The sequence below is a fragment of the Vibrio paracholerae genome (assembly GCF_037672085.1).
GTDB classification, from domain to species: domain Bacteria; phylum Pseudomonadota; class Gammaproteobacteria; order Enterobacterales; family Vibrionaceae; genus Vibrio; species Vibrio cholerae.
This window is the reverse complement of the sequence record NZ_JBBHLM010000001.1, coordinates 482,859-506,301: the sequence shown is the minus strand read 5'-3', so window position 1 is coordinate 506,301 and position 23,443 is coordinate 482,859. Positions and strand designations below refer to the sequence as shown.

The 23,443-nt window shown below is 46.8% G+C and carries 22 protein-coding genes; 7 read left to right on the top strand and 15 right to left on the bottom strand.

Annotation, left to right across the window (positions count from 1 at the left end):
• Positions 1 to 66 precede the first annotated feature (66 nt).
• Positions 67 to 825 (bottom strand): molybdopterin-synthase adenylyltransferase MoeB, encoded by a 759-nt coding sequence (gene moeB, locus R4537_RS02375; protein WP_071178121.1) that lies wholly within the window; start codon positions 823 to 825, stop codon positions 67 to 69.
• Between the two features lie 8 nt (positions 826 to 833).
• Complete coding sequence (gene moeA / locus R4537_RS02370; RefSeq protein WP_071178118.1) at positions 834 to 2,069, bottom strand: molybdopterin molybdotransferase MoeA; 1,236 nt, start codon at positions 2,067 to 2,069, stop codon at positions 834 to 836.
• Positions 2,070 to 2,220: 151 nt separating this feature from the next.
• Here moeA and folE point away from each other — a divergent pair, with 151 nt between their 5' ends.
• Positions 2,221 to 2,874, top strand: a complete 654-nt coding sequence (folE, locus tag R4537_RS02365) for a GTP cyclohydrolase I FolE (RefSeq protein WP_000016195.1) — start codon at positions 2,221 to 2,223, stop codon at positions 2,872 to 2,874.
• 92 nt (positions 2,875 to 2,966) lie between these two features.
• On the opposite strand, the gene msrB is transcribed toward folE, so the two are convergent.
• The 5 genes from msrB to R4537_RS02340 form a co-directional block, all read right to left on the bottom strand.
• Complete coding sequence (gene msrB / locus R4537_RS02360) at positions 2,967 to 4,103, bottom strand: peptide-methionine (R)-S-oxide reductase MsrB (protein ID WP_071178117.1); 1,137 nt, start codon at positions 4,101 to 4,103, stop codon at positions 2,967 to 2,969.
• 176 nt (positions 4,104 to 4,279) lie between these two features.
• Positions 4,280 to 6,028 carry a formate--tetrahydrofolate ligase gene (locus tag R4537_RS02355; RefSeq protein ID WP_071178116.1) on the bottom strand — a complete coding sequence of 583 codons (1,749 nt, stop codon included), beginning with the start codon at positions 6,026 to 6,028 and terminating at the stop codon, positions 4,280 to 4,282.
• A gap of 229 nt (positions 6,029 to 6,257) precedes the next feature.
• Positions 6,258 to 6,668 carry a large-conductance mechanosensitive channel protein MscL gene (gene mscL / locus R4537_RS02350; protein ID WP_000054762.1) on the bottom strand — a complete coding sequence of 137 codons (411 nt, stop codon included), beginning with the start codon at positions 6,666 to 6,668 and terminating at the stop codon, positions 6,258 to 6,260.
• 266 nt (positions 6,669 to 6,934) lie between these two features.
• Complete coding sequence (gene elbB, locus R4537_RS02345; RefSeq protein WP_071178115.1) at positions 6,935 to 7,585, bottom strand: isoprenoid biosynthesis glyoxalase ElbB; 651 nt, start codon at positions 7,583 to 7,585, stop codon at positions 6,935 to 6,937.
• A gap of 4 nt (positions 7,586 to 7,589) precedes the next feature.
• Positions 7,590 to 7,766: a hypothetical protein gene (locus R4537_RS02340; RefSeq protein ID WP_071178114.1), complete on the bottom strand. Its 177-nt coding sequence runs from the start codon at positions 7,764 to 7,766 to the stop codon at positions 7,590 to 7,592.
• 200 nt (positions 7,767 to 7,966) lie between these two features.
• On the opposite strand from R4537_RS02340, the gene yjjG reads away from it, so the two are divergent.
• Complete coding sequence (gene yjjG, locus R4537_RS02335; protein WP_071178113.1) at positions 7,967 to 8,641, top strand: pyrimidine 5'-nucleotidase; 675 nt, start codon at positions 7,967 to 7,969, stop codon at positions 8,639 to 8,641.
• Between the two features lie 84 nt (positions 8,642 to 8,725).
• On the opposite strand, the gene R4537_RS02330 is transcribed toward yjjG, so the two are convergent.
• From R4537_RS02330 to R4537_RS02305, 6 genes are read right to left on the bottom strand one after another with little or no spacing between them, the layout of a single operon-like run.
• The gene (locus R4537_RS02330; RefSeq protein WP_000138029.1) at positions 8,726 to 9,538 is read right to left on the bottom strand and encodes a TrmB family transcriptional regulator; all 813 of its coding nucleotides are present in this window, start codon (positions 9,536 to 9,538) and stop codon (positions 8,726 to 8,728) included.
• Positions 9,539 to 9,591: 53 nt separating this feature from the next.
• Positions 9,592 to 10,440: an ROK family protein gene (locus R4537_RS02325; protein ID WP_071178112.1), complete on the bottom strand. Its 849-nt coding sequence runs from the start codon at positions 10,438 to 10,440 to the stop codon at positions 9,592 to 9,594.
• Positions 10,441 to 10,478: 38 nt separating this feature from the next.
• On the bottom strand, positions 10,479 to 12,272 hold the full coding sequence (locus R4537_RS02320; RefSeq protein ID WP_071178111.1) for a glycoside hydrolase family 13 protein: 1,794 nt from the start codon (positions 12,270 to 12,272) through the stop codon (positions 10,479 to 10,481).
• Positions 12,273 to 12,287: 15 nt separating this feature from the next.
• A complete protein-coding gene (locus R4537_RS02315; RefSeq protein ID WP_000359543.1) occupies positions 12,288 to 13,121 on the bottom strand; it encodes a sugar ABC transporter permease in 834 nt (277 codons plus the stop codon).
• Between the two features lie 2 nt (positions 13,122 to 13,123).
• Positions 13,124 to 14,407, bottom strand: a complete 1,284-nt coding sequence (locus R4537_RS02310) for a carbohydrate ABC transporter permease (protein ID WP_071178110.1) — start codon at positions 14,405 to 14,407, stop codon at positions 13,124 to 13,126.
• A gap of 2 nt (positions 14,408 to 14,409) precedes the next feature.
• Positions 14,410 to 15,639: a sugar ABC transporter substrate-binding protein gene (locus R4537_RS02305; RefSeq protein ID WP_071178109.1), complete on the bottom strand. Its 1,230-nt coding sequence runs from the start codon at positions 15,637 to 15,639 to the stop codon at positions 14,410 to 14,412.
• Between the two features lie 400 nt (positions 15,640 to 16,039).
• Between R4537_RS02305 and R4537_RS02300 the strand changes: the two genes are divergently transcribed.
• From R4537_RS02300 to R4537_RS02280, 5 genes are all read left to right on the top strand, one after another.
• Positions 16,040 to 17,074: a porin gene (locus R4537_RS02300; protein WP_071178108.1), complete on the top strand. Its 1,035-nt coding sequence runs from the start codon at positions 16,040 to 16,042 to the stop codon at positions 17,072 to 17,074.
• Between the two features lie 19 nt (positions 17,075 to 17,093).
• A complete protein-coding gene (gene lpxD, locus R4537_RS02295; RefSeq protein WP_071178107.1) occupies positions 17,094 to 18,104 on the top strand; it encodes a UDP-3-O-(3-hydroxymyristoyl)glucosamine N-acyltransferase in 1,011 nt (336 codons plus the stop codon).
• Positions 18,105 to 18,173: 69 nt separating this feature from the next.
• The gene (locus R4537_RS02290; RefSeq protein ID WP_000683288.1) at positions 18,174 to 18,659 is read left to right on the top strand and encodes an early set domain-containing protein; all 486 of its coding nucleotides are present in this window, start codon (positions 18,174 to 18,176) and stop codon (positions 18,657 to 18,659) included.
• Between the two features lie 127 nt (positions 18,660 to 18,786).
• Positions 18,787 to 19,917 carry an ABC transporter ATP-binding protein gene (locus R4537_RS02285; RefSeq protein WP_000246876.1) on the top strand — a complete coding sequence of 377 codons (1,131 nt, stop codon included), beginning with the start codon at positions 18,787 to 18,789 and terminating at the stop codon, positions 19,915 to 19,917.
• 37 nt (positions 19,918 to 19,954) lie between these two features.
• Positions 19,955 to 21,925, top strand: coding sequence for an alpha-amylase family glycosyl hydrolase (locus tag R4537_RS02280; protein WP_071178106.1), 1,971 nt, complete (start codon positions 19,955 to 19,957; stop codon positions 21,923 to 21,925).
• Positions 21,926 to 22,049: 124 nt separating this feature from the next.
• On the opposite strand, the gene rnk is transcribed toward R4537_RS02280, so the two are convergent.
• Both rnk and phnX read right to left on the bottom strand, forming a co-directional pair.
• On the bottom strand, positions 22,050 to 22,457 hold the full coding sequence (rnk, locus tag R4537_RS02275; protein ID WP_000080752.1) for a nucleoside diphosphate kinase regulator: 408 nt from the start codon (positions 22,455 to 22,457) through the stop codon (positions 22,050 to 22,052).
• A 164-nt stretch (positions 22,458 to 22,621) separates the two neighbouring features.
• Positions 22,622 to 23,437, bottom strand: coding sequence for a phosphonoacetaldehyde hydrolase (phnX, locus tag R4537_RS02270; RefSeq protein ID WP_080483267.1), 816 nt, complete (start codon positions 23,435 to 23,437; stop codon positions 22,622 to 22,624).
• Positions 23,438 to 23,443 lie beyond the last annotated feature (6 nt).

Sequence of the window (23,443 nt, the reverse complement as noted above, 5' to 3'; positions counted from 1 at the left end):
TCTGGCACAGAATGGGTAGCCAGACCGTGTCAGCGTCGCAAAATTGTGACGTTAATACAGCAGACGTTAGCTTTGCGGGTGGCAAACTGGACACTGAGGTAGCTGCATCAGGTTCATTTCACGCCATGACATGCTCATCGCGTCAAGAATCAAGATCTTACCTTGCTTAGGTGTCCCCAAACCGGTCAACACCTTAATCGCTTCCATCGCCTGAACAGCACCAATAATGCCTACCACTGGAGCCATTATGCCCGCTTCAACACAACTGAGTGCCGATGAGCCGAATAGGGCGCTTAAGCATTGATAGCAAGGCTGCGCGGGATCTTGATACTTAAACACGCTCACTTGGCCTTCCATACGAATCGCCGCACCGGAAACCAGCGGTGTTTTATGTTTAAAGCAGAGGCGATTGAGCTGGTTACGTGTGCCCACATTATCGCAAGCATCCAGCACCAGATCGTGGCGTGCAATCAGCGCGTCCAATTCGTCATCACTCAAACGTGCTTGGATCGTCTCAACCTGAAGATGCGGATTGAGCAGACGCAGCGAATCAGCCGCTGAATCGACTTTCGCGCGGCCAATATCCGCATCATGGTGTAGCACTTGACGCTGGAGGTTAGAGAGTTCAACCACATCATCATCAATCAATGTGATGTGACCGATCCCCGCGGTCGCTAGGTATTGGCCACTCGCGCAGCCCAAACCACCTGCACCGAGGATCAGCACTGAGCTCTGCTTTAGTTTCTCTTGTCCTTCAAAATCAAACGCTTTGAGAATGATCTGTCGGTTGTAACGCAGCATTTCTGCATCGCTGAGAATATCCACCATCACTCCTAGTACAGGGTTGGGTTAAACAGTTGGATTTGAACCGTTTCGCCGACTTCCACGCGGCCACGTTCACGCTCAAGCACCACAAAGCAGTTAGCCAAGCTCATTGATCGGAACGCGCCAGAGCTTTGGTTGCCTGTGCTTTCCACCACGAATTGACCATTTTCAATGCGGTAAATGCCGCGTTGGAAATCCGTCCGTCCCGGTGCTTTTTTAAAGGGGCTACGCGTGATCGCCGGGATCGATTCCGGGGCTTGCCAAGCGCTGTGTCCTGCCAATTTGGCAACCATAGGTTGTACGAGCACGTACATGGTCAGCACCGCGGAAACCGGATTGCCCGGCAGACCGCAGAACCATGCATTTTGCAGCGCGCCAAATGCAAAAGGTTTACCTGGTTTTATCGCCAGTTTCCAAAAACCGATTTCACCCAGCTCTTCCAAAATATCTTTGGTGTAATCGGCTTCACCCACGCTGACGCCACCGGAGGTGACCACCACATCCGCCAAGCTTTGCGCTTGTTCAAACGTGGCTTTCAGAGTGGCAGGGCAATCTGGCACTATGCCGAGATCAATCGCTTCGCAGCCGAAGTTTTCAATCAAGGGTTTAATGCCGTAGCGATTGCTGTCGTAAATTTGTCCGGCTTGCAGCGGTTCACCGAGTGGCTTGAGCTCATCTCCGGTGGAGAAAAACGCGACTTTCGGTTTGCGATAGACGGTGACATGGCTAATGCCGAGAGTCGCAATCATCGGGATATCACGTGCGGTTAAGCGTGCACCGCGTTCCAGCACCACATCGTTTTGGCGAATGTCATCACCGGTTGGGCGAATGTTGTCATTGAGTTTGACCTCATGCTGGCAGAACACGACACCTTCTTCGGTGATGGTTGCTTGCTCTTGCATGATCACCGCATCACAACCGGCAGGGATTTGTGCACCCGTCATAATGCGCACGCAGGTCATTGGCGGCCATTCTTCTGTAAAGGGTTGACCAGCAAACGATTTTCCTGCAACGGGCAACGGCTTTTGCTGCGCAAGTTCAGCGCGACGGACGGCATAACCATCCATCGCTGAGTTATCAAACGGTGGCACATGAATGGGCGATAAGATCGCCTCGGCGAGCACATAGCCGAGCGCCTCAGGCAGAGGCAAACGTAAAGTGGTTTGCACGGGTTGAATACGTGACAGCATTTTCTCAAGTGCATCTTCAATCGGCATTAAGCCGGGAGCATCGCAACAGCCCATCGGGAATGTCCTATGTTGTTGTTCTTTTGCGGCAAACTGTAGCACAGAATCCTTCTACGATGCAGAATCCACGTGAATTTTGGGGTGTAATTGTCGCTAAATCCGAGTATTCTTGTCAGCCATCCGAAAGGGGTATTTAAGAGGTAGAGGAATGTCAGGTCTTAGCGAATCCGCGAAGTTGGTGAAAGATGCGCTAGAGCGCCGAGGGTTGGAAACACCAATGCAGCCCAACTTGGCGACACCAGCAGAGAAAAAGGAAAAAATCGAACAGCATATGCGTGAGATCCTCAACCTGCTCGGACTGGACTTAACGGATGACAGTTTGGAAGAAACCCCACAACGCATCGCTAAGATGTATGTGGATGAGATTTTCTCAGGGTTGGATTATGCCAACTTCCCCAAGATCACCGTTATCGAAAATAAGATGAAAGTGAGTGAGATGGTTAAAGTGAAAGACATCACGCTGACCAGTACCTGTGAACACCACTTAGTCACCATCGATGGCACGGCAGCGGTGGCGTACATCCCGCGCGGCAAAATTATCGGCTTATCGAAAATTAACCGTATTGTGCGCTTTTTTGCCCAGCGTCCGCAGGTGCAAGAGCGTATGACGCAGCAGATCTTAGTTGCGCTGCAAACGTTGCTTGAGTCGGATGATGTGGCAGTCACCATCGATGCGACTCACTATTGCGTGAAATCTCGCGGCGTGATGGACGCAACCAGCGTCACCACAACGACCGCTTTGGGGGGGATTTTTAAATCTAACCCTGCAACGCGTGCGGAATTCCTACACGGTTTGCGTTAATTCATTTTCTTAGTTAATTCCTTTTCTTAAAAGTGAATATGAATCAGCCCTCAAATTGAGGGCTGATTGCTTTTCAGGGTTGGTATAGCTAGTTATTTGAATAGAGCTAAATATTCACCGTAGCCTTCTGCTGCCATCTCTTGTTTGGGGATGAAACGCATCGCGGCGGAGTTCATGCAATAGCGTAAACCGGTTGGAGCAGGGCCATCGTTAAACACATGGCCGAGGTGTGAATCGGCAAAGCGGCTACGCACTTCGGTACGCGTGTAGAACAGGCTACGGTCGTCTTTGGTGACAATGTAACTTGAATCTATCGGCTTGGTGAAACTCGGCCAACCAGTTTTGGAATCGTACTTGTCGGTGGAAGAGAACAGCGGTTCACCCGAGACGATATCGACATAAATTCCTTCTTCTTTGTTATCCCAATACTCGTTATCAAATGGGCGCTCTGTACCGTCGCGTTGAGTCACCTTGTATTGCAAGCTAGTCAGTTTGGCGCGGATCTGATCATCCGATGGGCGGACATAAGCTTTGACGTTCGCTTGCCCATTTTTCTCATCAATCCACTGGCGAAGGGTTTTCGGATGCGTGTTACGGTCAGCGCCGAAGATCTCATCCAAATACTGATCGCGTCCGGAAGCATAGCGATAGTAGTTGTAACGGACTTTACTCTTCTTGTAGTAGTCCTGATGGTAATCTTCTGCTGGCCAGAACTTTTTAAACTCAATCAACTCGGTTTTGAGTGGCTTTTTGAATATGCCGAGTTGGTCAATCTCCATCATAAAACGTTTTGCCACTTCAAGTTGCTCGGCGTTGTGATAGAAAATCGCCGGGCGATATTGTTCACCTCTATCCACAAACGAGCCTTGGTCATCGGTTGGGTCAATATGACGGAAAAACTGATCCAGCACTTGTTCATAAGTGACGATCTTCGGGTCAAACGTCACTTGAATGACCTCGATGTGTCCCGTTTTACCCGATGAGACTTGCTTATAAGTCGGGTCATCGACATCTCCACCGGCATAACCTGAAATCACATCCACGACACCGGGAAGTTTCTCCATATCCGATTCTGTACACCAGAAGCAGCCACCAGCCAATGTCGCTTTCTGGTAATTGGCTGAAGCTGAGGCGATGGTACTTGGTTTGGTGTCAGCTTGGCTAAACAGAGAAAGGGTGAGTGCCAGCAAGGCGAAAAGTGGCGCTCCCCAAGTAAAGAGTCGTTTCATGAGCATTTCCTTTTGGTTCTTTACAAAGTTATAGAAAAAGAACGGCAAACCGGATCAGAAATTTCAGCCTTGGAGATAACTTTTTGCCAGAGATAACTTTGTGTTAGAGGAAACGTTTTTAGGAAAGAATCACCGTGCTGCTACTAAGAGAAGCACGGGAGTAAGTTGGAAGAGAATTAACTTAGGCCGACAATATTGCCGTGCTGATCGATATCGAGCGCCATAAAGGAAGGTTTTTCCGGTAAGCCGGGCATGGTCATCACACTGCCACACAGGGCGTAAACAAATTCGGCGCCTGCACATAAACGCAGCTCGCGGATCGGCACGGTAAAATCACGTGGAGCGCCTTTGATTGCGGGATCGGTAGAAATCGACAGCGGTGTTTTGGCCAAGCAAACCGCAAGATGATCAAAGCCTTGGGCTTGCAGTTTGGCTAATTGCTGCGCGGCTTTATCACTCAGTGCAATCTCGGCAGCGCCATAACCTTTTACCGCGACCGCTTTGAGTTTTTCATCCAATGGCATGCCTGAATGGTAGAGGTGAGTGAATTTCGCTGGATGTTGACACTGCTCAACCACTTTTTCGGCAAGCAGCTTGGTACCTTCACCACCTTTGGCAAAGCCTTCTGAAATGGCTACCGATACACGGTTGGGTAGGGCTTCTATCAGCTTAACCAGTTGTTCCAGTTCTTCGGCACAATCTTGTGGGAAGCGGTTAATCGCTACCACGGCAGGCACACCATACTGGTTAACGTTATCAATATGCCATTTCAAGTTTGCAAAACCGGCTTGCAAAGCGGCGCTGTCTGGCGCGAATAGGGCATCCGGTACCGCTTGGCCGGGGCGTAAATCATACAGGCCTGAGTTGGCTTTTAAGCCGCGTAAGGTGGCGACAATCACCGCACAATCAGGGGTTTTACCGGATGCTTTGGCTTTGATGTTGCACGCTTTTTCAAACCCCATATCGGAGCCAAAACCACCTTCGGTTACTGTGTAGTCTGCCAAACGAGTGGCAATTTCATCGGCAATGATCGAGGAGTTACCGTGCGCGATATTGGCAAATGGGCCGGCGTGGATCAGTGTTGGGACGCCTTCTAAAGTTTGCATCAAGGTCGGCTCAATGGCTTCTTTCATACTGACTGCCATTGCACCAGCCACTTTCAGATCTTCGGTGGTGACCGGATTACCGTCCAAATCATAAGCTAGCACCACATTACCGATGCGGCGACGCAAATCACGTAGATCCGAGGCGAGAGCCAGAATCGCCATCAATTCGGAGGCGGCAGAGATATCGAAACCATCTTCGCGCTCATAACCATTAATATTTTTTCCCGGTTCATTGCGGCCGACCATCACCATGCGCAGCGCGCGATCGTTATGATCCATCACGCGTTTCCATACGACCTGTTTGGGGTCAATGCGCAGCGCTGACATGCCGGTGCGGCGCTCAAAATCTGCATAGCCGAGGCGCTGCTCGTGATAAATTCGCGCATCAATCGCAGCTGCCGCAAGGTTATGCGCCGCAGTGACGGCATGAATATCACCAGTTAAATGCAGGTTGAGTTCTTCCATTGGTGCGACCTGTGAATAACCACCACCTGCAGCGCCGCCTTTCACACCAAAAATTGGCCCCATAGAGGGCTGGCGAATGCACGCCATGACCGAATGATTAAGTTTGGCCAACCCTTGTGCTAAACCAATCGTGGTAACGGTTTTGCCTTCACCCAGTGGTGTTGGGGTAATCGCAGTGACCAGAATGAATTTGCCTTTAGGTTTGCTGGCCAATCGCTCTAGACAATGCAGTGACACTTTGGCTTTATGCAGGCCGTGGCTTTCGTACTCATTCGCGAGCAATCCCGCTTTTTGAGCAATGGTGTCGATAGACGCTAATGGTGTAGCGCGGCAAATTTCAATATCTGGCAGCATAAAACCCTCATCTAGAGCGCTAAAAATGGTGAGGAAAACGTTTGCGCGCAAATCATAGCGATAAATTGTGGCTTGTAAAGATTCTTATGGAGTGAATTCTGCGAGCGATTGGGATTTTAGCGGATTGCTGATTTTGATCAATTGAAGCACGAGATTTTTACTCTTATTCGGCGCGCTAAAATGGAAAAAAGCGCTCAAGTGAGCGCCTTAGAGGGGGAATCATCCAGAGTTATTTATCTTGCTGTGCTTTTAACAAATCACGAATTTCAGAAAGCAGTTCTTGATCTTTGGTTGGCGCTGCAGGGGCTTTAGGCGCTTCTTCTTCCTTACGCTTCAAGCTATTGATTGCTTTTAAACCCATGAAAATGGCGAACGCGATAATCGTAAAATCGACCACGGTTTGGATAAATTTGCCGTAGGCAATCACTACAGCAGGGGCATCACCTTGCGCGGCAAGTAACACGAAACTCAGATCGCTGAAATTCACACCGCCTAAAATAATGCCGATTGGCGGCATAATGATATCGGCTACAAATGACGACACTATTTTGCCAAAAGCCGCACCAATGATGATACCGACTGCCATGTCGATTACATTGCCACGAGATGCAAAAGCCTTGAACTCTTTAAGTAAGCTCATTGGGTTTTCTCCAAACTGAATAAATTATTGAATTGAAGGTGACTGCGGTATCAGGAGAAGCCAACGTTTTTCTGCTACCGATTACGTTACCAAGGGTATAGCGCTGTTTGGTTGTGCGCAATCTCGTCATCCAGAAATTTTATATACCTAGCATTATTCATGCGGCCGTTTCATTTGTGCAACAAATGACGACTCTGTGTTGGTCTGAGGGCAAAAACCAATGCCCACGTAAAGTGGGCATTGTTATCGATTGAGTTTGTGAAACACTAAGCCAGTTGCAGTAGGCGCTCAACCAATTTTTCGATACCGCAAGCGGCTTGGGAAATATTCTCTGCCAGCATGTAGGCAGGGGTGGAAAGTACTTTATGTCTTTCATCAAATACGATGCCTTCCACTGGGCAATCCACATGTTGCCCCCCCAACTGATTAAATGCGGCTGCGGTGCCGTGATCATTGCCAATCGTGCCTTGAGCGGCTTCGCCATAAATCATCGGGATGATGGTTGGGGCAATACAGATATAACCCGCAGGTTTTTGCGCATCCGCAAAAGCAAGGCAAGCGGCAGCTACATCCGGGTTGATACTGCACTGTGCGCCTTTCACCGCAAAGTCGGTGAGATTTTTCGCGGCTCCAAACCCGCCCGGTAGCAAAAGTGCATCAAATTCATTCACATTGAGTGTGGCTACATCTTGGATTTTTCCGCGCGCAATGCGGGCAGATTCCACCAACACATTGCGTGTTTCTGGCATCTCTTCACTCGTGAGGTGGTTAATGACATGCATCTGCTGCACATTCGGCGCAAAGCAGTGCCAACTGGCTCCTTGTTTCTCGATGGCATGCAGCGCAAGCACCGATTCGTGGATCTCTGCTCCATCGAAAACTCCACAGCCACTGAGAATAACCGCAACTTTTTTCATGACATTAATCCTCTATAGATTGCTTATGCGCCTTAGACGTGTCGGTGAGATGGTCTGTAGCCATCGAGGAAGGAGTCTCATGCTCCGCGCCATCTTCTGCCGCTGAATACTCTTCCTGCTCGGGGTAATGTTTGACCACAAACGGGATCAACATCACTGCTGACGGGAAAAAACGCTTCATAACCACTCCTTCTACCGTTCAATGTATCGCTTCACGGCTCTTTATAAAAAGAAATGTCGGGCTACTTTTTGCGCTAAGTCACCGAATCTATCGGTTGACGGAAATAAATTACATATTTGCTGGCGGTTTAACAAAATGATAACCATGTTCATTCGCCACGAAAAACACTACACTGTCGGCCTGATTTTAAGGAGATCATCATGAAGTACGATTGGATCTTATTTGACGCTGACGAGACCTTGTTTCATTTCGATGCTTTTAAAGGGATGCAGCTGATGTTCGCGCGCAAAGGCGTGGAATTTACCGAACAAGATTTTCACCAATACCAAGAAGTGAATAAACCGCTGTGGGTGGATTACCAAAACGGCGATATTACTGCCGCGCAGCTCAAACATACCCGTTTTGCTGGCTGGGCTGAAAAGCTTAATACCACCACAGCTGAGCTCAATAGCGCATTTTTGCAAGCCATGGCGGATATTTGCACCTTGCTACCGGGCGCGAAGGAGTTGATGCAGGCGCTACAAGGTAAAGCGCGTTTGGGCATTATTACCAACGGTTTTACCGAGCTACAAGATGTTCGGCTGGCTAAAACCGGCATGACTGATTTTTTTGATCAGATTGTGATTTCTGAAGAAGTCGGGATTGCTAAACCTGATGCTGGCATTTTTGCCCACGCGCTAGAGCGTATGGGGAATCCAGCTAAAAGCCGAGTACTGATGGTCGGGGATAATCCACATTCTGACATTTTAGGTGGCTTGAATTTTGGCATCGAAACTTGCTGGTTAAACGTACATCAGCACCCGAAACCAGAAGGCATTACACCACATTATGAAGTGACTTCACTGCATGAGCTGAGAGAGATTTTATTGGCGTAAGATGGCCAGATGACTTCGTTTTTGCAGGTCAATCTCTTGTATCGATAAAAAAGGCGGGATTCTATCCCGCCTCAGTTTTTCCACTTATGCTTTTATTTGAGCTTGTAAGCTTAAGCGGTCATCAATCACCATGCTGTTTTCTAACTCATGCACTGTGGCAATACGACAGCGCTTCTCTGGCGCGAGTTTTTCATACTCGGTGAGGTAGATGTCACTATGAATGTGTTCCGCCATCATTTTCACCATTAAGTGATTGTTAGAAAAAAGCCCTTGTGTCTCTTCTCGGTTAGAGAACATCATGGCTTGTTTCATATCCACCACCAACATAAAACGGTGTGAAGGGTAGCGTTGTTCCTCATTGTCGGAGCGAGAGTAGTGCTCGATTTTCGGATGAGGCAGACTTAACCGATTGAAAGAGAAAACAATCACTCGCACTCCGCGTTCAATGGCTTGGCACATTTCATCGGCGATAAGATCAAGGTGAAAATCGGTATTGAGGTAGACCTCGATTTGCGCCAAGTTGAGCATTTCTCGTGCTTTTTGCAACAGGTTTTCAAACCCTGACACGTTGTAGATAAATTCTTTCTCTTCCTGAAGCATCATCCGTGAGAGTTCTTTTTTCAGGATCTGAATGTTTTCTATGGTTTTTTTCTCAATCTGGCTAAAAATCAAATCGGGTGATTTCGCTTCGTATTCTTTTGTCTCACCATCAGACATAAAAATGCAGCCATTCTTGTACAAGTTATCAATCGACGAATAGACAGATGAGCGAGAAAGTGAAATATCTTTGGCAATTTTATAACCACTGGCGCGGCCATTTTTGAGTAAATTGATATAAACCAAGGCATCGGTTTTGGTAAAGCCAAAGTCCATCAGTTTTGTTACCAGCTCGGTCACGGGGGTTCCTCGGTAATGATTCACACGAATTTTCCTGTCAAGGTTACCACTCATCATGAGGTGAATGTAGGGAGTTGTGCACAATTTACGGTGTACATCGAGACTGAGCCTTTGGCAAAATCGTATCCCTCACTATTCAGACACACGATTTTTGGTAGAGCGTCCGATAGACAGTAGCGACTTAAGGCGCTTCTGAGAGTTAAGCCTAAATCAGGGTGTTGGATTAAACGGCCACTTAAGATGAGCAGCTTGGGTTTGAAGTGAATGATCGCATCGGATAGAGCGCGAGCGAGCTGATCAATCCAGATGCGATAGATACGGGTTGACCATGCTTGGTTTTGATCAACATTTTGAATAATTTCGCTCGCGGTGCAATGTTGTAAAGAGAGCTGATGATATTGGCGCTCCAGCCCTTTGCGCGATAAGTATTGACGAATGCATTCATCACTACCGCAAGTACAAAGGGGCGTCAGCCCATCAATTAAGCTTTGATATCCTTTTAGTGGCTTATGTGCCCAGCTTAAATCGAGCACGTGGCGATAAGGATCGTTTGGATTGAATTGATCAGTTACGTACAACTCGCAGCCATCGTCTAATACGGCACTTAAGGTATTGCCTTCAGGTAGCGGCTGTATTTGCGCTAGTGCAATCACAGCCGGATTTAAGATTTGATAGGGAACGGTAAGGTGCGTAGATAACCACTGAGACAGCGTTTCTTTAGCCTTAGGTGATGCACCTTGCCAGCTGTCAGGCATCAAATTAATACCAATTAGCGTTAAGGATCCAAACATGCGTTGCATGTTAAGAGCGATGTTAACCATAAGTTCAGCGGCTTGCTGTACGTTGGTGGGGGCTATCAGCTGGCCTTGATAGAGAGGCTGCCCACCGTTATCGATGAGCATGCTCCATATCCACTTGGAATCAACAGAAAACCCTAATTTCATAGCACTTGTAACGTCTGAAGATCCCGCAATTCAAAGCCAAATGCAGGAAGAGTGAGTTCGCTGCCATTCACGGTGCACACTGCTTCTCTATCGCTATTGTTGATCACCACTTGTAGTGAGCCTTTGCGGAAGGCAACGACATGAGGATGTGCTACATCAATCCATTCTAGATAGGGGTGGTTACATTCCGGATAGGCTTGGCGAAGCTGGATAAGCTTTTGTATAAAAGATTTAAATTCAATATCTTGCTGCTCCTCATCCCAAACCATGCATTTTCGGTTAAGTTCTAAGCCGATACCTTTTTGTCCATCCATGCCGATTTCGCCACCATAGTAAATACAGGGTGATCCGACTTGCGTGAACATGAACAGATAAGCCAGTTTCGCTTTGCGTTTATCACCGCCACACAAACTAATCAGACGCGTGGTGTCGTGACTTTCCAGCAGATTAAACATCGCTTCGTTTACATTGCGCGGATAAGCAAGGTAAGAGTGGGTCACTGAGTGAATAAAGCGTGTTTTATCATCGGTACCCAGCGCAAAAAAGTCTGTGATCGCTTGTGTGAGCGGGTAATTCATCAGCGAGTCGTATTGATCTCCACGCAACCAAGGCATGCCTTCATGCCATATTTCGCCCAAGATGTAGCAATCAGGTTTTATGCCTTTGACTAAACGGCGGAAATCGCGCCAAAAGTCGTGATCAACTTCATTCGCCACGTCCAGTCGCCATCCATCGATATCAAACTCTTCAATCCAGTGGCGTGCTACATCCAAAAGGTAAGCGCGACATTCAGGATTTTCGGTATTTAACTTGGGCATTTCTGCTACGTTGGCAAACGTTTCATAATTGAGGTTACTAAAGTCCCACTCAGACTTAGGTTTATCCGGATACACAGGGAATTGTTTGATCCAGAACCAGTCGGCGTAGCGAGACTTAGCCCCTTTTTCTACCACGTCCAACCATAGTGGTGACTGGTGGCCAATATGGTTGAATACCGCATCTAACATCACTTTCATACCGCGACGATGAGCCTCTTGCACCAAAGCGCGAAACGCCTCATTACCGCCAAAATGTGGATCGACGTTGTAGTAATCAATCGTGTCATATTTATGGTTAGCATTAGCCGTAAAAATGGGGCAAAAATAGAGTCCGTTGACACCAAGATCTTGTAAGTAATTCAATTTTTCAATAACGCCCCACAGATCACCGCCCATAAAATTGTGACGGGTTGGTGTGCTTCCCCAAGGCTCAACTTGCGGTGGTGAAATCTCTGGCCGTCCATTGTGAAAACGTTCAGGGAAAATTTGGTACCAGATGGTGCTGCGTACCCATTCTGGCGTTTTTAAAACGTCTTTTGGGTTGATGTAAGGAAAACAAAAAAAGTTGCTTAAATTGCTCAGCTCAATATCTGCTTGTCGCTTGTCCTGAATATCCACACAGCGTTTTTCACCAAACAGCAGTTTTTCCCCCTCTTTACCATGCAGGATAAAACCGTAACGGCTACGCTTTTTCGGTGGAACAAAGGAAGCAAACCAATGGTCATGATGTTCACTTTGGCCTTCTAAATACATGGGTACTTCGGTGCCACCAATCCAGCCGTGGGCGTCACTTCCTCCTAAATTGCCGCCGTCTAATCCGCCTTTCGCCCAGATGTAGGGATCGCCAATCCATAACGTTACGCGGTCGACTTCGCCTTTAGCACTGCGAAAGCGAATATGCAGTGTATTGTTGTCGTAAGCATAGCTGTCTGCGCTTTTTGCCAAGTGAGTTAATGAGCTTCTTGTAATCATAATAGTTCCTGATAATTATTCTTTTACTGCGCCACTGACTAAGCCAGTGGTGATGTGTTTTTGTGTGATAACAAACAGTAGGGTGATCGGTACCGCGACCAGTAGCGAGCCTGCGGCAAAGAGAGTGAAGTTTTCCGCTGAGTTGGATGTGATCCAACTGAAGATGCCGATAGCGAGAGTCATCTTCTCTTCGCTGCGTAAAATCAGCGTTGGCAAAATAAAATCCATCCAAGGCCCGGTAAAAGAGACCAAAGCGACAAACACTAAAATTGGTTTAGCCAACGGCAAAATAATCTCAAGGAAAATGGTCATGTGCCCTGCGCCATCGATTTTGGCCGCTTCATCTAGAGAGGTAGGTATGGCATCAAAATAACCTTTCACTAGCCAAGTCATAAATGGCAGGGAGCCTGTGACATAAACGAATAGCAAGCCTATATAGGTATCGATTAAGCCCATTTTTGACAACAGAATGTAAATCGCCGTCATCGATAAAAAAGCGGGAAACATTTGCAACACCAAAATGCTCATCAATACGTTGCGTTTCCCTTGAAAGCGATAACGTGAGAAGACAAAGGCTGTCATGGTAACCACTACCAGTGAGATCAACATGTTTGCGGTAGCAAGCAAGAAGGTGTTTTTGTACCACTCTAAATACGGTGTATCGGTAAACAGAGCTTTGTAATGGTCGAGCGTAAAAGCGAACTCACCAAATGAGGAGCTGAAGAGGTTATTGCCCGGCTTAAAGGAGGCTAAAACCGTCCACAACACGGGTCCTAAAACGAGGATGGCATTGATGGTGAGAAACAAATAGACGATAGCAGTCGCGAGTTTAGTCAGTAGTTTATCCATGGTTACATTCCTACATCGTCTTTAAAGGATTTCATGCGGCGGAATTGCCAGATAGCGATTACCGACAAAAACAAAAAGATCACAATCGAAATCACAGAGGCGATTTGGTACTGCTGGAAGTCCAAGGTTAATTTATAAATCCAAGTGATCAGAATGTCGGTATGACCTGCAAATCGGTATTCTGGATTGATTGGGCCGCCTTCGGTGAGCAAAAATATCGCACCGAAATTATTGAAGTTGTGGGCAAAGGTCATCACTAGCGATGGGGCGACTTGATGCAAGACCATCGGCAGCGTGATTTCACGAAATTGTTGAAATTTACTGGCACCATCAACTTCGCTTGCTTCGTACAAATCGCGGGGAATATTGGTTAATGCACCAGAAATCAATAGCATAAAGTAGGGCGCACCAACCCAGACACTGACCGCAATCACCGTTAACTTGGCTAAGTGCGGATCAGAGAGGAAAGCAACGGACTCAAATCCCCATGCATTGAGCGTCGCGTTCACAGGCCCAATACCGTTGAGCAGTAAACGAAACATCAGTAGCGTAACAAACGCGGGAATGGCATAAGGCAAGATAAACACAAAACGCCAAAGCTTCTTTGCTTTGATGTTGCGATTTTCCAGCGCCAACGCAAGGATAAAGCCAAAACCACAAGTACAAATGGTCGCGGCAATCGCCCAGATAACCGTCCAAGTCGCCACACCGATAAAAGTGCTCGACCAGATCTTTAGTTCAAATAGGGTCAGAAAGTTTTTAAAACCGACCCAATCGACCAGATTTTTCGGTGGAATATGGTGCGGCGCTGAGTAGTTGGTGAATGAGACCAACACGGTGATCGCAATCGGCATAATGATGAAAGCGATGCTGGCAATGAACGCTGGCGATAAAACAATAAAAGCGAATTTTTCATCGTAGATTGCTTTAAGTTGTTGACCTACGGTTAATCGGCATGGCTCACATGCTTGCGCATGACGAACGTTCATCACGTAAGCGATGATAACCAAGAAGAGGAACAGTAGGGCAATAACCCCTTCCACCAACATAAAGATGGAGTTATCCCCTTGGATCACTTTAAAACCTTGACGAGTCTGGGCTACATCACCTAGTGATATCAAGCCTTTGAGTGCGGTAGTTAAATCGGACAGATAGAAAATAAACAGACATTGAATGGCGAAGAAAACTCCGCCAGTAATCCAATGTTTATGCGCCAATTGTGTGGATCCCATGATAATCCAGGATGCCGACACATTGGGTGCTTTGGAGGTTTGCGACAACAACATAGTTACTCCTGAAACGCGATCTGCTCTTCAATGATCGCTTTGGCACGATCAAGAACCTGTTTTGGCGTTTGATCATTGACCCACATTGCTGTGATGGCACTCGCCATCGGTGACCACAAGTAGCCCATCTCAGGAATCGATGGCATAGCGTCAGAATGGAAACCTTGAGCGATAATTGCGTAGGTAGCTTCATCCGCATTAACAATGATTTTTTCCATCAAGCTCTGTACTGGTGGAATTGATTTGGTCATTTGATAGCGTTTCATCAGCATCTTTTCTGAAGAGAGATAATTCGCAAATAGTTGAGCGGCTTTTGGGTATTCACTGTATGAGGAAACCACCGCGAGGCGCACTGTCGAGAATGTACGGGGTTGTTTACCTTCAAACGTTGGGATAGGAACAACACCATAGTTAACGCCACTAGTGTCATAACCTTGAATTGCCCAAGGGCCGTCAATAATCGCGGCCACTTTTCCTTCTCCAAATAGACCACGGCGTACCTGTGGGTTACGCATATCAACGGGATTCGAGTTATTCGCGCTTTTCAGCGTTTTCATCGCACTCATCCCCTGTTGTGCTAGAGATGAATCGATACAGAGATCTTTTGCATCAGTACCGCCTTTACCAAATTCATACGCACCATACAGAGTTAAGAACATACGCGATTCATAGTAGTTCTGGATATCCCACAGTAGCGCGTATTTATTTTCTTTGGCGTTATTAAAACCTTTCCCAAACTCCATGATCTCTTCAAAGGTGGTCGGGGCTTTAGGGAGCAAATCTTTGTTGTAAAACAGCGCTAAAGTCGCATAGCTCACTGGGAAGCCGTAATGGTTTCCAGCATATTGAGCGGCTACGGTGGCGTTGGGTAAAAAAGTAGATTGAATATGCTCTGCGGATATCAGGTTTTCCATTGCGCCGCCTGCGACCACCAGTTTGCCAAGCAAATCGTGTTCGATTTCGGAAATGTCAGCGACTCGCGCAGAACCGCCGTCTTGAATCATGCGAGAGGCGGCATCAATCGGGGCTAATCCACGAAATGAAAATTTCACCTTGTAACCAAAATCTTGGTTAAACGATTCCGCCGCAGACTTCATGAAATCCAGAGTTGTAGTGTCTGTCCAGATCAACAGATTGGAATCAGATTCTGGCTGGATGTCTTGAGCGTAGATAGCCGTTGGCAGACTCACAAACGTGGCAAGTAGCGCTGTTGTTATCCATGTCTTTTTCATTGTGACGACCTTGTAGTAGTTCATAATATACTACTAGGTTAAGTGTGCGGTATTTTAAGTCAACCACCCTCAGCATAACTTTAATTTTAAGTGTGATGACCATCAATAAAATCCAGTTATTACTATGCCTGAAGCACTTTTCACAGTATTTCCTTGTCTCGATATTTTTATCAGCAAAAAGCGCACACAGTTTCGACTCATGATCGGGTGATTAGCTGTCATTTGTGATGTTTGTCACTTGTTTGTTGTGTTGAGAGTGATGGGTATCTCATTTGCAGAAAAGGGAAGAAGAAAAACAAATTAACATGCAGAAGAATATATAGGCGTTCACAGTGAACTACTAAACATTCATCTTGATTATACCAACGATTTACAACCAAGTGGTTGATAAGGACCTATCGTGAAAAGAACGTTAATTTCCGTCTCCGTAGCGGCAGCGCTTGCTCTCTCATTTCCTACCTTTGCAGCCAGTGAGCATGGCATGGATGCAGACGCAGGTTTTCTAGACCAAGCGGTGCAATTTGGTGGGCATGTCGGCACATCACTCGAATATGAGGATAAAGTGACTGACGGCTTCAATGGCAACAAGAAAAAAGAGAGAACGACAACTCATGAAGTGTTTGGCGTTTACTACAACAATGCTCGCTGGAATCTCAGTGCCTTATATGGGTTGAAATTGGAAAACCGTGAGCAAAGAGAGACAAGCTACTTCGAAAATGAAGACGGAATTAAACATCTTTTTTCACTCAACAAAGGTTTTGATTTAGGTAACGGCTGGGCAACGGGCGCTATCTATGAACTCGAATACACCAATAGTAAAGTCTTTTCCCCTTATGTGAGTGGTTTACGCAAAGAGCTCGCAGAGCACAGCTTCCGCCCTTATCTCACCTATTTTAACAATCAACATAACTGGGGTTTTTACTCGAATCTGGAATATCTCTACAGCAAGGAAGATAAGAGTGACTGGGGTGAGCGTATTGAAGATGGATATAGCTTACTGTTTAAACCTTATAAGCGCTTTGGTAATTGGGAATTGGGTGTCGAGCTGTATTACCAAATTAAAGACAATGAAGATCGCCAAGCTAATGGCGGTATCAATGAAATCAGTGACTTCAACGAAAAATATATTGAACCCATTGTGCAATATAGCTTTGACGATGCTGGCGTATTGTACGCTCGTGTTCGCGTCGGTAAAAACGAAACCAATAATGCCGCCAACAGTGGTGGGGGTAATGCTAACGTCGATTACTTCAAAGACATTCGCAAAGCGACTTTAGGTTACGAACAAGCCGTAGGTGATAGCTGGTTACTAAAAGGCGAGTATGAGTATGCCAATGAAGTAGAAGAAAAAAGTAAACTGGCTGGCTGGGAAGCTAAGAATGAAAGCGAGCTAAAACAGCACACCGTTTATTTCCAAGCTTTATATCGTTTCTAACTCAAGTTAAGGGGTCAACATGCTGAGTGTTTCAGAAATTGCGCAAAGTTTATCGGGACTAGTCGAGGGGGATGCCTCATTGGTAGTGGACACCATACGCCCAGTGGTCAGCGACATCCATGGTGGCCTTGCTATTGTCTTTGCACGCTCGGATCTTAAACAGCTTTCTGAAACCTCAGCTGACGTACTGATTGGCCCCGCGGCAATTTTACAAAGCCCAGTTAAAGCACACATTGTGATTGAACATTTGGATGTTGAAAAAATCAATCAACTACTGCGTTATTACAAAGTCCATAAATATCAACTATTTGATCAGGGTAATACATCCACTATTGACGGTGTATATATTGGTAAACATTGCCAAATAGGAGAAGGATGCCATTTTATGCCCGGCGTCCGCATTATGAATGGCGTGACCATCGGTAACAACGTGGCGATTCACGCGAATACGGTGATCAAAGAGGGGACGGTGATCGGTAACAACGTCACCATCGATTCCAATAATTCGATTGGTAACTACAGCTTTGAATACATGTCTGGCAAAGATGGTAGCTATCAGCGCGTGGAAAGTATTGGACGCGTCATTATCGAGGACGATGTGGAGATCGGCTGTAATAACACCATAGATCGCGGCACATTCGGCGACACTGTGATTGGCAAAGGCAGCAAAATCGACAATCAAGTGCAGATTGGCCACGACTGCCGCATTGGTAAACACTGTTTGATTATCTCTCAGTGTGGCTTCGCCGGGCATACCGTATTGGGTGATCATGTTGTCGTACATGGTCAAGTGGGTACCGCTGGACACATTCATATTGGCAGTCATTCGGTGATCAAAGCCAAATCGGGGGTGAGCCACTCTTGCCCTCCGGGCAGTGATTTGTTTGGTTATCCAGCCAAAGAATCGAAAGCCTATTACCGTAATCTTGCGGTCTTGAACAAACTTACCCAGCACTATGAGCAGTTAAAAAAATCGCAACCGGAGCAAAAGCGTTGGTTTGCGCGCCTGTTTGAAAAAAAATCAGCTTAATAAAGGAAAGCGTAGAGTAAATCGAACTCTACGACACGGTAACAAGAACCCAATAATCAAGGATTTGTTATGAAGCATACACTTCTTATTGCAGCGACCGCCACCGCGTTACTGGCAGGTTGTGCCAGCACGACTGAACAAACTGCTCCAGCAGCAACCAATGTTGATGCGCGTTTTACAGATTGTACTTTGCCAACGCTAGCTGATGACCGTGGGCCAATTCGCCCGTCATTATTTGTCGTTGGTACCTTTCCTGAAGGCCAGTGGATTCACCTAGATAACCACAAAATGGGTTACAAGGGTGATGGTATCTATCAAGTGGTCGTGGATGAAAAAGCAGGTAACGTGAGCTTGCAATTTGCCACTATGAGTTGGACACCGCAGTTTACTGCTTCCGGCATGGCAATGACGGTAGGCCAGCTTAACGAGCTTAAACGTGGCGGCTTTGCAAAAAATACAGTGGTGAATATACCCAAAGATGGCAAGTACGTTTGGACTATTCAAATTGCAGCGGACAAAACCCCATTGCTAGCCATGATTTCTGAGTGTCAGTGATATTGATAATGCAGGGTTGGTAACTGAATTTCGGTTCAGTTACCTCACTTACCGAGGCAGATTGTGAGCCAGTCTATCTCGGTAAGTTGAAAACCAATTTTATACCTTTTGGTAAGTGGAGAGATTCATGGCGACGGTTAGCTTACGTAAAGTAGAAAAAAAATATGAGAACGGTTTTAAAGCTGTCCATGGCATAGATCTGGATATTCGCGAAGGCGAATTTATGGTGTTTGTGGGGCCATCAGGCTGCGCAAAATCGACCACCCTACGCATGATTGCAGGTTTGGAAAGCATCTCCGGCGGTGAGATCCGCATTGGTAATAAAGTCGTGAACGACTTACCGCCGAAAGATCGTGGCATCGCAATGGTATTTCAAAACTATGCGCTTTACCCGCACAAAACCGTGTTCGATAACATGGCCTTTGGTTTGAAAATGCAAAAGCGGCCTAAAGAGGAGATTAAGCGTCGCGTGGAAGAGGCGGCTGAAAAGCTGGAAATCACTGACCTTTTGTATCGTAAACCGAAAGAGATGTCTGGTGGTCAGCGCCAGCGTGTTGCCGTTGGACGTGCGATTGTGCGTAAGCCTGATGTTTTCCTATTTGATGAACCCTTATCCAACCTTGACGCAAAACTGCGTGTGTCGATGCGAGTCAAAATTGCTCAATTACATCAATCGCTGAAAGAAGAAGGCAATCCGGCAACCATGATCTATGTAACCCATGATCAGACCGAAGCATTGACTTTAGGTGATCGTATTTGCGTGCTCAATCTTGGCAAGATTATGCAAGTCGATACCCCAGCGAATTTGTACAACTATCCCGCTAACAAATTTGTAGCGAGTTTCATTGGCTCACCCGCAATGAACTTGATTGACACCGTGATCCGTGAAGACAACGGACCGCTCTATATTGAAATTAGTAACGGTATTCGCATGTTCATTCCAGTAGAAAAACAGAAGGCATTGCGTGAATACATCAACAAACCCGTCTGTTTTGGTATTCGTCCTGAACACATTCGTGTTGCTGAACCGGGTGACACGATTAACGCTTTCGAAGGCATTTTGACTGTGGTTGAAAACATGGGGAATGAAAAGTACCTCTATTTCAAAGTTGGAGGAAAAGAGCTTATTGCTCGTGTGAACGATCAAACGATCACTACCGCCGACATTGGTAAGCCAATCCGCTTCAACCTCAATACCGCTTTCTGTCACATCTTCGATTTCTACAGTGAAAAGAATTTAACCAACAACCGGGAATAGTTCCCGGTTCATTTTCGCAAACCACGGGGGATCTCCAATGAAAAAACGCACTTTGCTTTGCAGTGCGCTGCTGGCAGCTATTGCTGCAAATGGACTGATGTTTAGCCCAACACTTTATGCTGCGACCAGTGCGCAGACGGAAAGTGGCACTTTTCTCGATTTTCGCAAAGAAACGATCTACTTCGTTTTTCTTGATCGTTTTAGCGATGGCGATGTGAGTAACAACACAGGCCGCAACCCAGCAACTTACGATCCGAACAACTTGAAAAAGTATGTTGGCGGAGACCTTCGTGGCTTAATTAACAAACTCCCGTACTTAAAATCACTGGGTGTTACGGCGATTTGGATCACGCCACCAGTGGACAACGCCGATAACCTAGATGCTCATGGTGGGGCGGGCTATCATGGTTACTGGGGACGAGATTTCTTTCGCGTCGATGAGCATTTCGGCACATTAGAGGATTTCAAAGAGCTGACCGCCTTAATGCACAGTTCCGAATACAACATGAAGTTGGTTCTTGACTATGCGCCTAACCATTCGAATGGCAACGATGAAAATGAATATGGCGCGTTGTATCGTGATGGGCAGTTCATTACCGATTACAACAGTGATGTTGCAGCAGGCACCAATTGGTATCACCACAACGGTGGTGTGACCAACTGGAACGATTGGTATCAAGTCCGTAACTTCAACTTATTTAACCTTTCTGACTTCAATCAATCCGATGCCAATGTTTATCAGTATTTGTTAGATGGCGCAAAGTTCTGGATAGATGCAGGGGTGGATGCGATTCGTATCGATGCCATCAAACACATGGATAAATCCTTTATCCAACAGTGGACGACGGACATCTATAACTACAGCAAAACGCTGGGGCGCGAAGGTTTCTACTTCTTCGGCGAATGGTTTGGTGCTAGCGCCAATACCACCACAGGCATTGATGGCTACGCGATTGACTACGCCAACACTTCTGGCTCAGCGTTACTTGATTTCGGTTTTCGCGATACGTTAGAACGTGTATTAGCCAATCGTTCAGGTAATAGCATGAAAACGTTGAACAACTATTTGGAAACACGTAAATCTGTTTTCACCAGTGATGATTGGCAAGTGGTGTTTATGGATAACCATGATATGGCGCGGATCTCGACTGCGCTGCGTTCTAGTGCCTTGACGTTTGGCCCAGGTAACAACGAAGCGGGTGGCAACCAGAGTGAAGCATTTGCTCAGCAGCGCGTTAATTTAGGTTTGGTCGCGACCATGACCGTGCGTGGTATTCCAGCGATTTATTACGGTACGGAACACTACTCGGCAAACTTTACCCAAAATGCGTTTGGTCAAGTGGGTAGTGACCCTTACAACCGTGAAAAAATGCCAAGCTTTAGCCAAGATACGCAAGCGTTTAAAATCATCCAAGCGTTAAGTGAATTACGCCAAAATAGTTTAGCGATCCAACGTGGCAGCTATATTCAGCGCTGGGTGAATGACGATGTCTTGGTGTACGAGCGTAAAGAAGGTGACGATGTAGTGACCGTGGCGCTTAACCGTGGGCCTGCAACCTCGGTGACGGTGAGCAACTTAGCCATGAAAGACGGCAACCACACCAGTTTGATTGGCGATGACAGCGTTAACGTTGCTGGTGGACAAGCGACGTTCCATTTAGCACAAAACCAAGCGGTGGTATTGCATGCTGTAGGAAGTGGTAGCGTTGATCCAACGTTGAAAAGCGTAACGTTCACTTGCTACAACGGTTACACCAATCTTGGTCAAAGTGTTTATGCTGTAGGCAGTGTCACTCAACTCGGCAATTGGATGGCGGCAGATGCGGTGAAGCTTGCTCCGACGCAGTATCCAACGTGGAGTGCAACTATTCGCGTGCCGGCCACACAAAGCATTGAGTGGAAGTGTTTAAAACGTAATGAGACCAATCCTGCATTGAATGTGGTTTGGCAATCAGGCGCAAATAACCAACTCCATAGCAGTAGCAGTGCCAGCCAAGGTTCTTTCTAACCGAAAACAGCGTTGAATGACGCTGAGAATATAAGTCCGGTCATTATGATGATCGGATTTTTTTATTTATAGATAAGCGAGGCGCTTTTGGTGCAAAGTGAACCACTTTGCACCGGATACCTGATTAGCGGTGGAATTCGCCAGCGCGTTCAGGTTGATAGACGATGTCGATGATTTCGAGGGTTTTGACTGTACCGCCCGGCATTGGCCAAGCCAGTTGTTGACCGACTGCCAAACCAAGCAATGCACTTCCCACAGGGGCGAAAATCGAAACATCCGCGCTGCTTTTCACATCGTTTGGATACACCAAGGTTTTTTCCATCACTTCATCGCTGCCCAAAAATTTAAAGCGCACCGTAGAATTCATAGTGACGACATTCTCTGGCATCTCTGCAGGTTCGAGCACGGTGGCGCGATCCAATTCTTCTTCCAGTCTCTCTAGCTCTGGCGACAAAGTGGCTAGGTTATCCATCAACTGGCTGATTCTGTCCATATCGCGAGTGGACACCACGATAGTATTAAGTTGAGACATTTTATTCCTCCCAAATAAATACCGCCCTGAAAACAGGGCGGTATCAATCAGTCTTGTTAAGTTGTCGGACTAACCATAGCTCGCATAGCAGAAGATTTCAAGCCCCCAATAGGTAACCAGTTTTTTAGAAGGGGAGCGAGAAATGGAGTAAACGAACCAACCCGTTAAGGGCGTTCACCGACTAATAATCTTTGCTCAATTTGCGCGAGCACGGCAGGTAAGTCTGCAACCGTATCAATCAAATAATGCGGTTTTGCCTGTTGCAGTTTAGCTTGTGCGCGCTCGCGCGCCACCTGTAGCATTTGGGCATCAGCATATTGATATTCTTCAAGGGTTAAGCCTGCTTCGTTGCCTGACAGCAGTAAACCGACTGTCCACATCCCCGCATTATGACCTTCCTCGATGCCGGGCAGCGCATCATCGACTTTCACGCAAGCACGAACATCGGTCACGCCAAGCTCAATCACATTTTTGAGTGCCATAAAAGGGGCGGGGCGGCCACCTTGCGGTAAATCATCGGTGGCGACCACATAATCCGGGCGATAACCGTAATCGGCAGCCGCTGCGATCAACACATCCATCACTTGGCGTGGATAACCAGAGCAAGATCCGATTTTGATCCCGCGCGATCGGATCTGTTCAACCACTTCAAGTGAGTGTGGGATCGGTGCTGCGTGATCGGCGACTTTGGCGATTTGCAGCGGCATAAAGGCGGCGTAAATCGCATCAATATCGCTGGCTTGCATCGGGCGTGCAAATTGGTTTTGCCAGCGCTGCGCAACACTGGGGAGTTTTCCTACAGCTTCAATGTGTTGCCATTTGCCCAGTCCCATCGGCTCGCGAGCCTCGGCAAGGCTAATCTCAAAATCAAAGCCTTGCTTGAAAGCTTCAACAAAAATCGAGGTCGGCGCAAAGGATCCAAAATCCACAATGGTGCCAGCCCAATCGAAAATAACGGCTTGAATCGGAGAGTTCATTATTTTTCC

Coding starts and splice junctions, on each gene's coding strand:
- R4537_RS02290 (WP_000683288.1), top strand. CDS start 18,174: ATGAAGCATACACTTCTTATTGCAGCGACCGCCACCGCGTTACTGGCA.
- R4537_RS02285 (WP_000246876.1), top strand. CDS start 18,787: ATGGCGACGGTTAGCTTACGTAAAGTAGAAAAAAAATATGAGAACGGT.
- elbB (WP_071178115.1), bottom strand. CDS start 7,585: ATGAAAAAAGTTGCGGTTATTCTCAGTGGCTGTGGAGTTTTCGATGGA.
- R4537_RS02305 (WP_071178109.1), bottom strand. CDS start 15,639: ATGAAAAAGACATGGATAACAACAGCGCTACTTGCCACGTTTGTGAGT.
- rnk (WP_000080752.1), bottom strand. CDS start 22,457: ATGTCTCAACTTAATACTATCGTGGTGTCCACTCGCGATATGGACAGA.
- msrB (WP_071178117.1), bottom strand. CDS start 4,103: ATGAAACGACTCTTTACTTGGGGAGCGCCACTTTTCGCCTTGCTGGCA.
- R4537_RS02310 (WP_071178110.1), bottom strand. CDS start 14,407: ATGTTGTTGTCGCAAACCTCCAAAGCACCCAATGTGTCGGCATCCTGG.
- yjjG (WP_071178113.1), top strand. CDS start 7,967: ATGAAGTACGATTGGATCTTATTTGACGCTGACGAGACCTTGTTTCAT.
- mscL (WP_000054762.1), bottom strand. CDS start 6,668: ATGAGCTTACTTAAAGAGTTCAAGGCTTTTGCATCTCGTGGCAATGTA.
- R4537_RS02315 (WP_000359543.1), bottom strand. CDS start 13,121: ATGGATAAACTACTGACTAAACTCGCGACTGCTATCGTCTATTTGTTT.
- R4537_RS02340 (WP_071178114.1), bottom strand. CDS start 7,766: ATGAAGCGTTTTTTCCCGTCAGCAGTGATGTTGATCCCGTTTGTGGTC.
- R4537_RS02355 (WP_071178116.1), bottom strand. CDS start 6,028: ATGCTGCCAGATATTGAAATTTGCCGCGCTACACCATTAGCGTCTATC.
- folE (WP_000016195.1), top strand. CDS start 2,221: ATGTCAGGTCTTAGCGAATCCGCGAAGTTGGTGAAAGATGCGCTAGAG.
- moeA (WP_071178118.1), bottom strand. CDS start 2,069: ATGGGCTGTTGCGATGCTCCCGGCTTAATGCCGATTGAAGATGCACTT.
- R4537_RS02325 (WP_071178112.1), bottom strand. CDS start 10,440: ATGCTCATCGATAACGGTGGGCAGCCTCTCTATCAAGGCCAGCTGATA.
- lpxD (WP_071178107.1), top strand. CDS start 17,094: ATGCTGAGTGTTTCAGAAATTGCGCAAAGTTTATCGGGACTAGTCGAG.
- R4537_RS02320 (WP_071178111.1), bottom strand. CDS start 12,272: ATGATTACAAGAAGCTCATTAACTCACTTGGCAAAAAGCGCAGACAGC.
- R4537_RS02280 (WP_071178106.1), top strand. CDS start 19,955: ATGAAAAAACGCACTTTGCTTTGCAGTGCGCTGCTGGCAGCTATTGCT.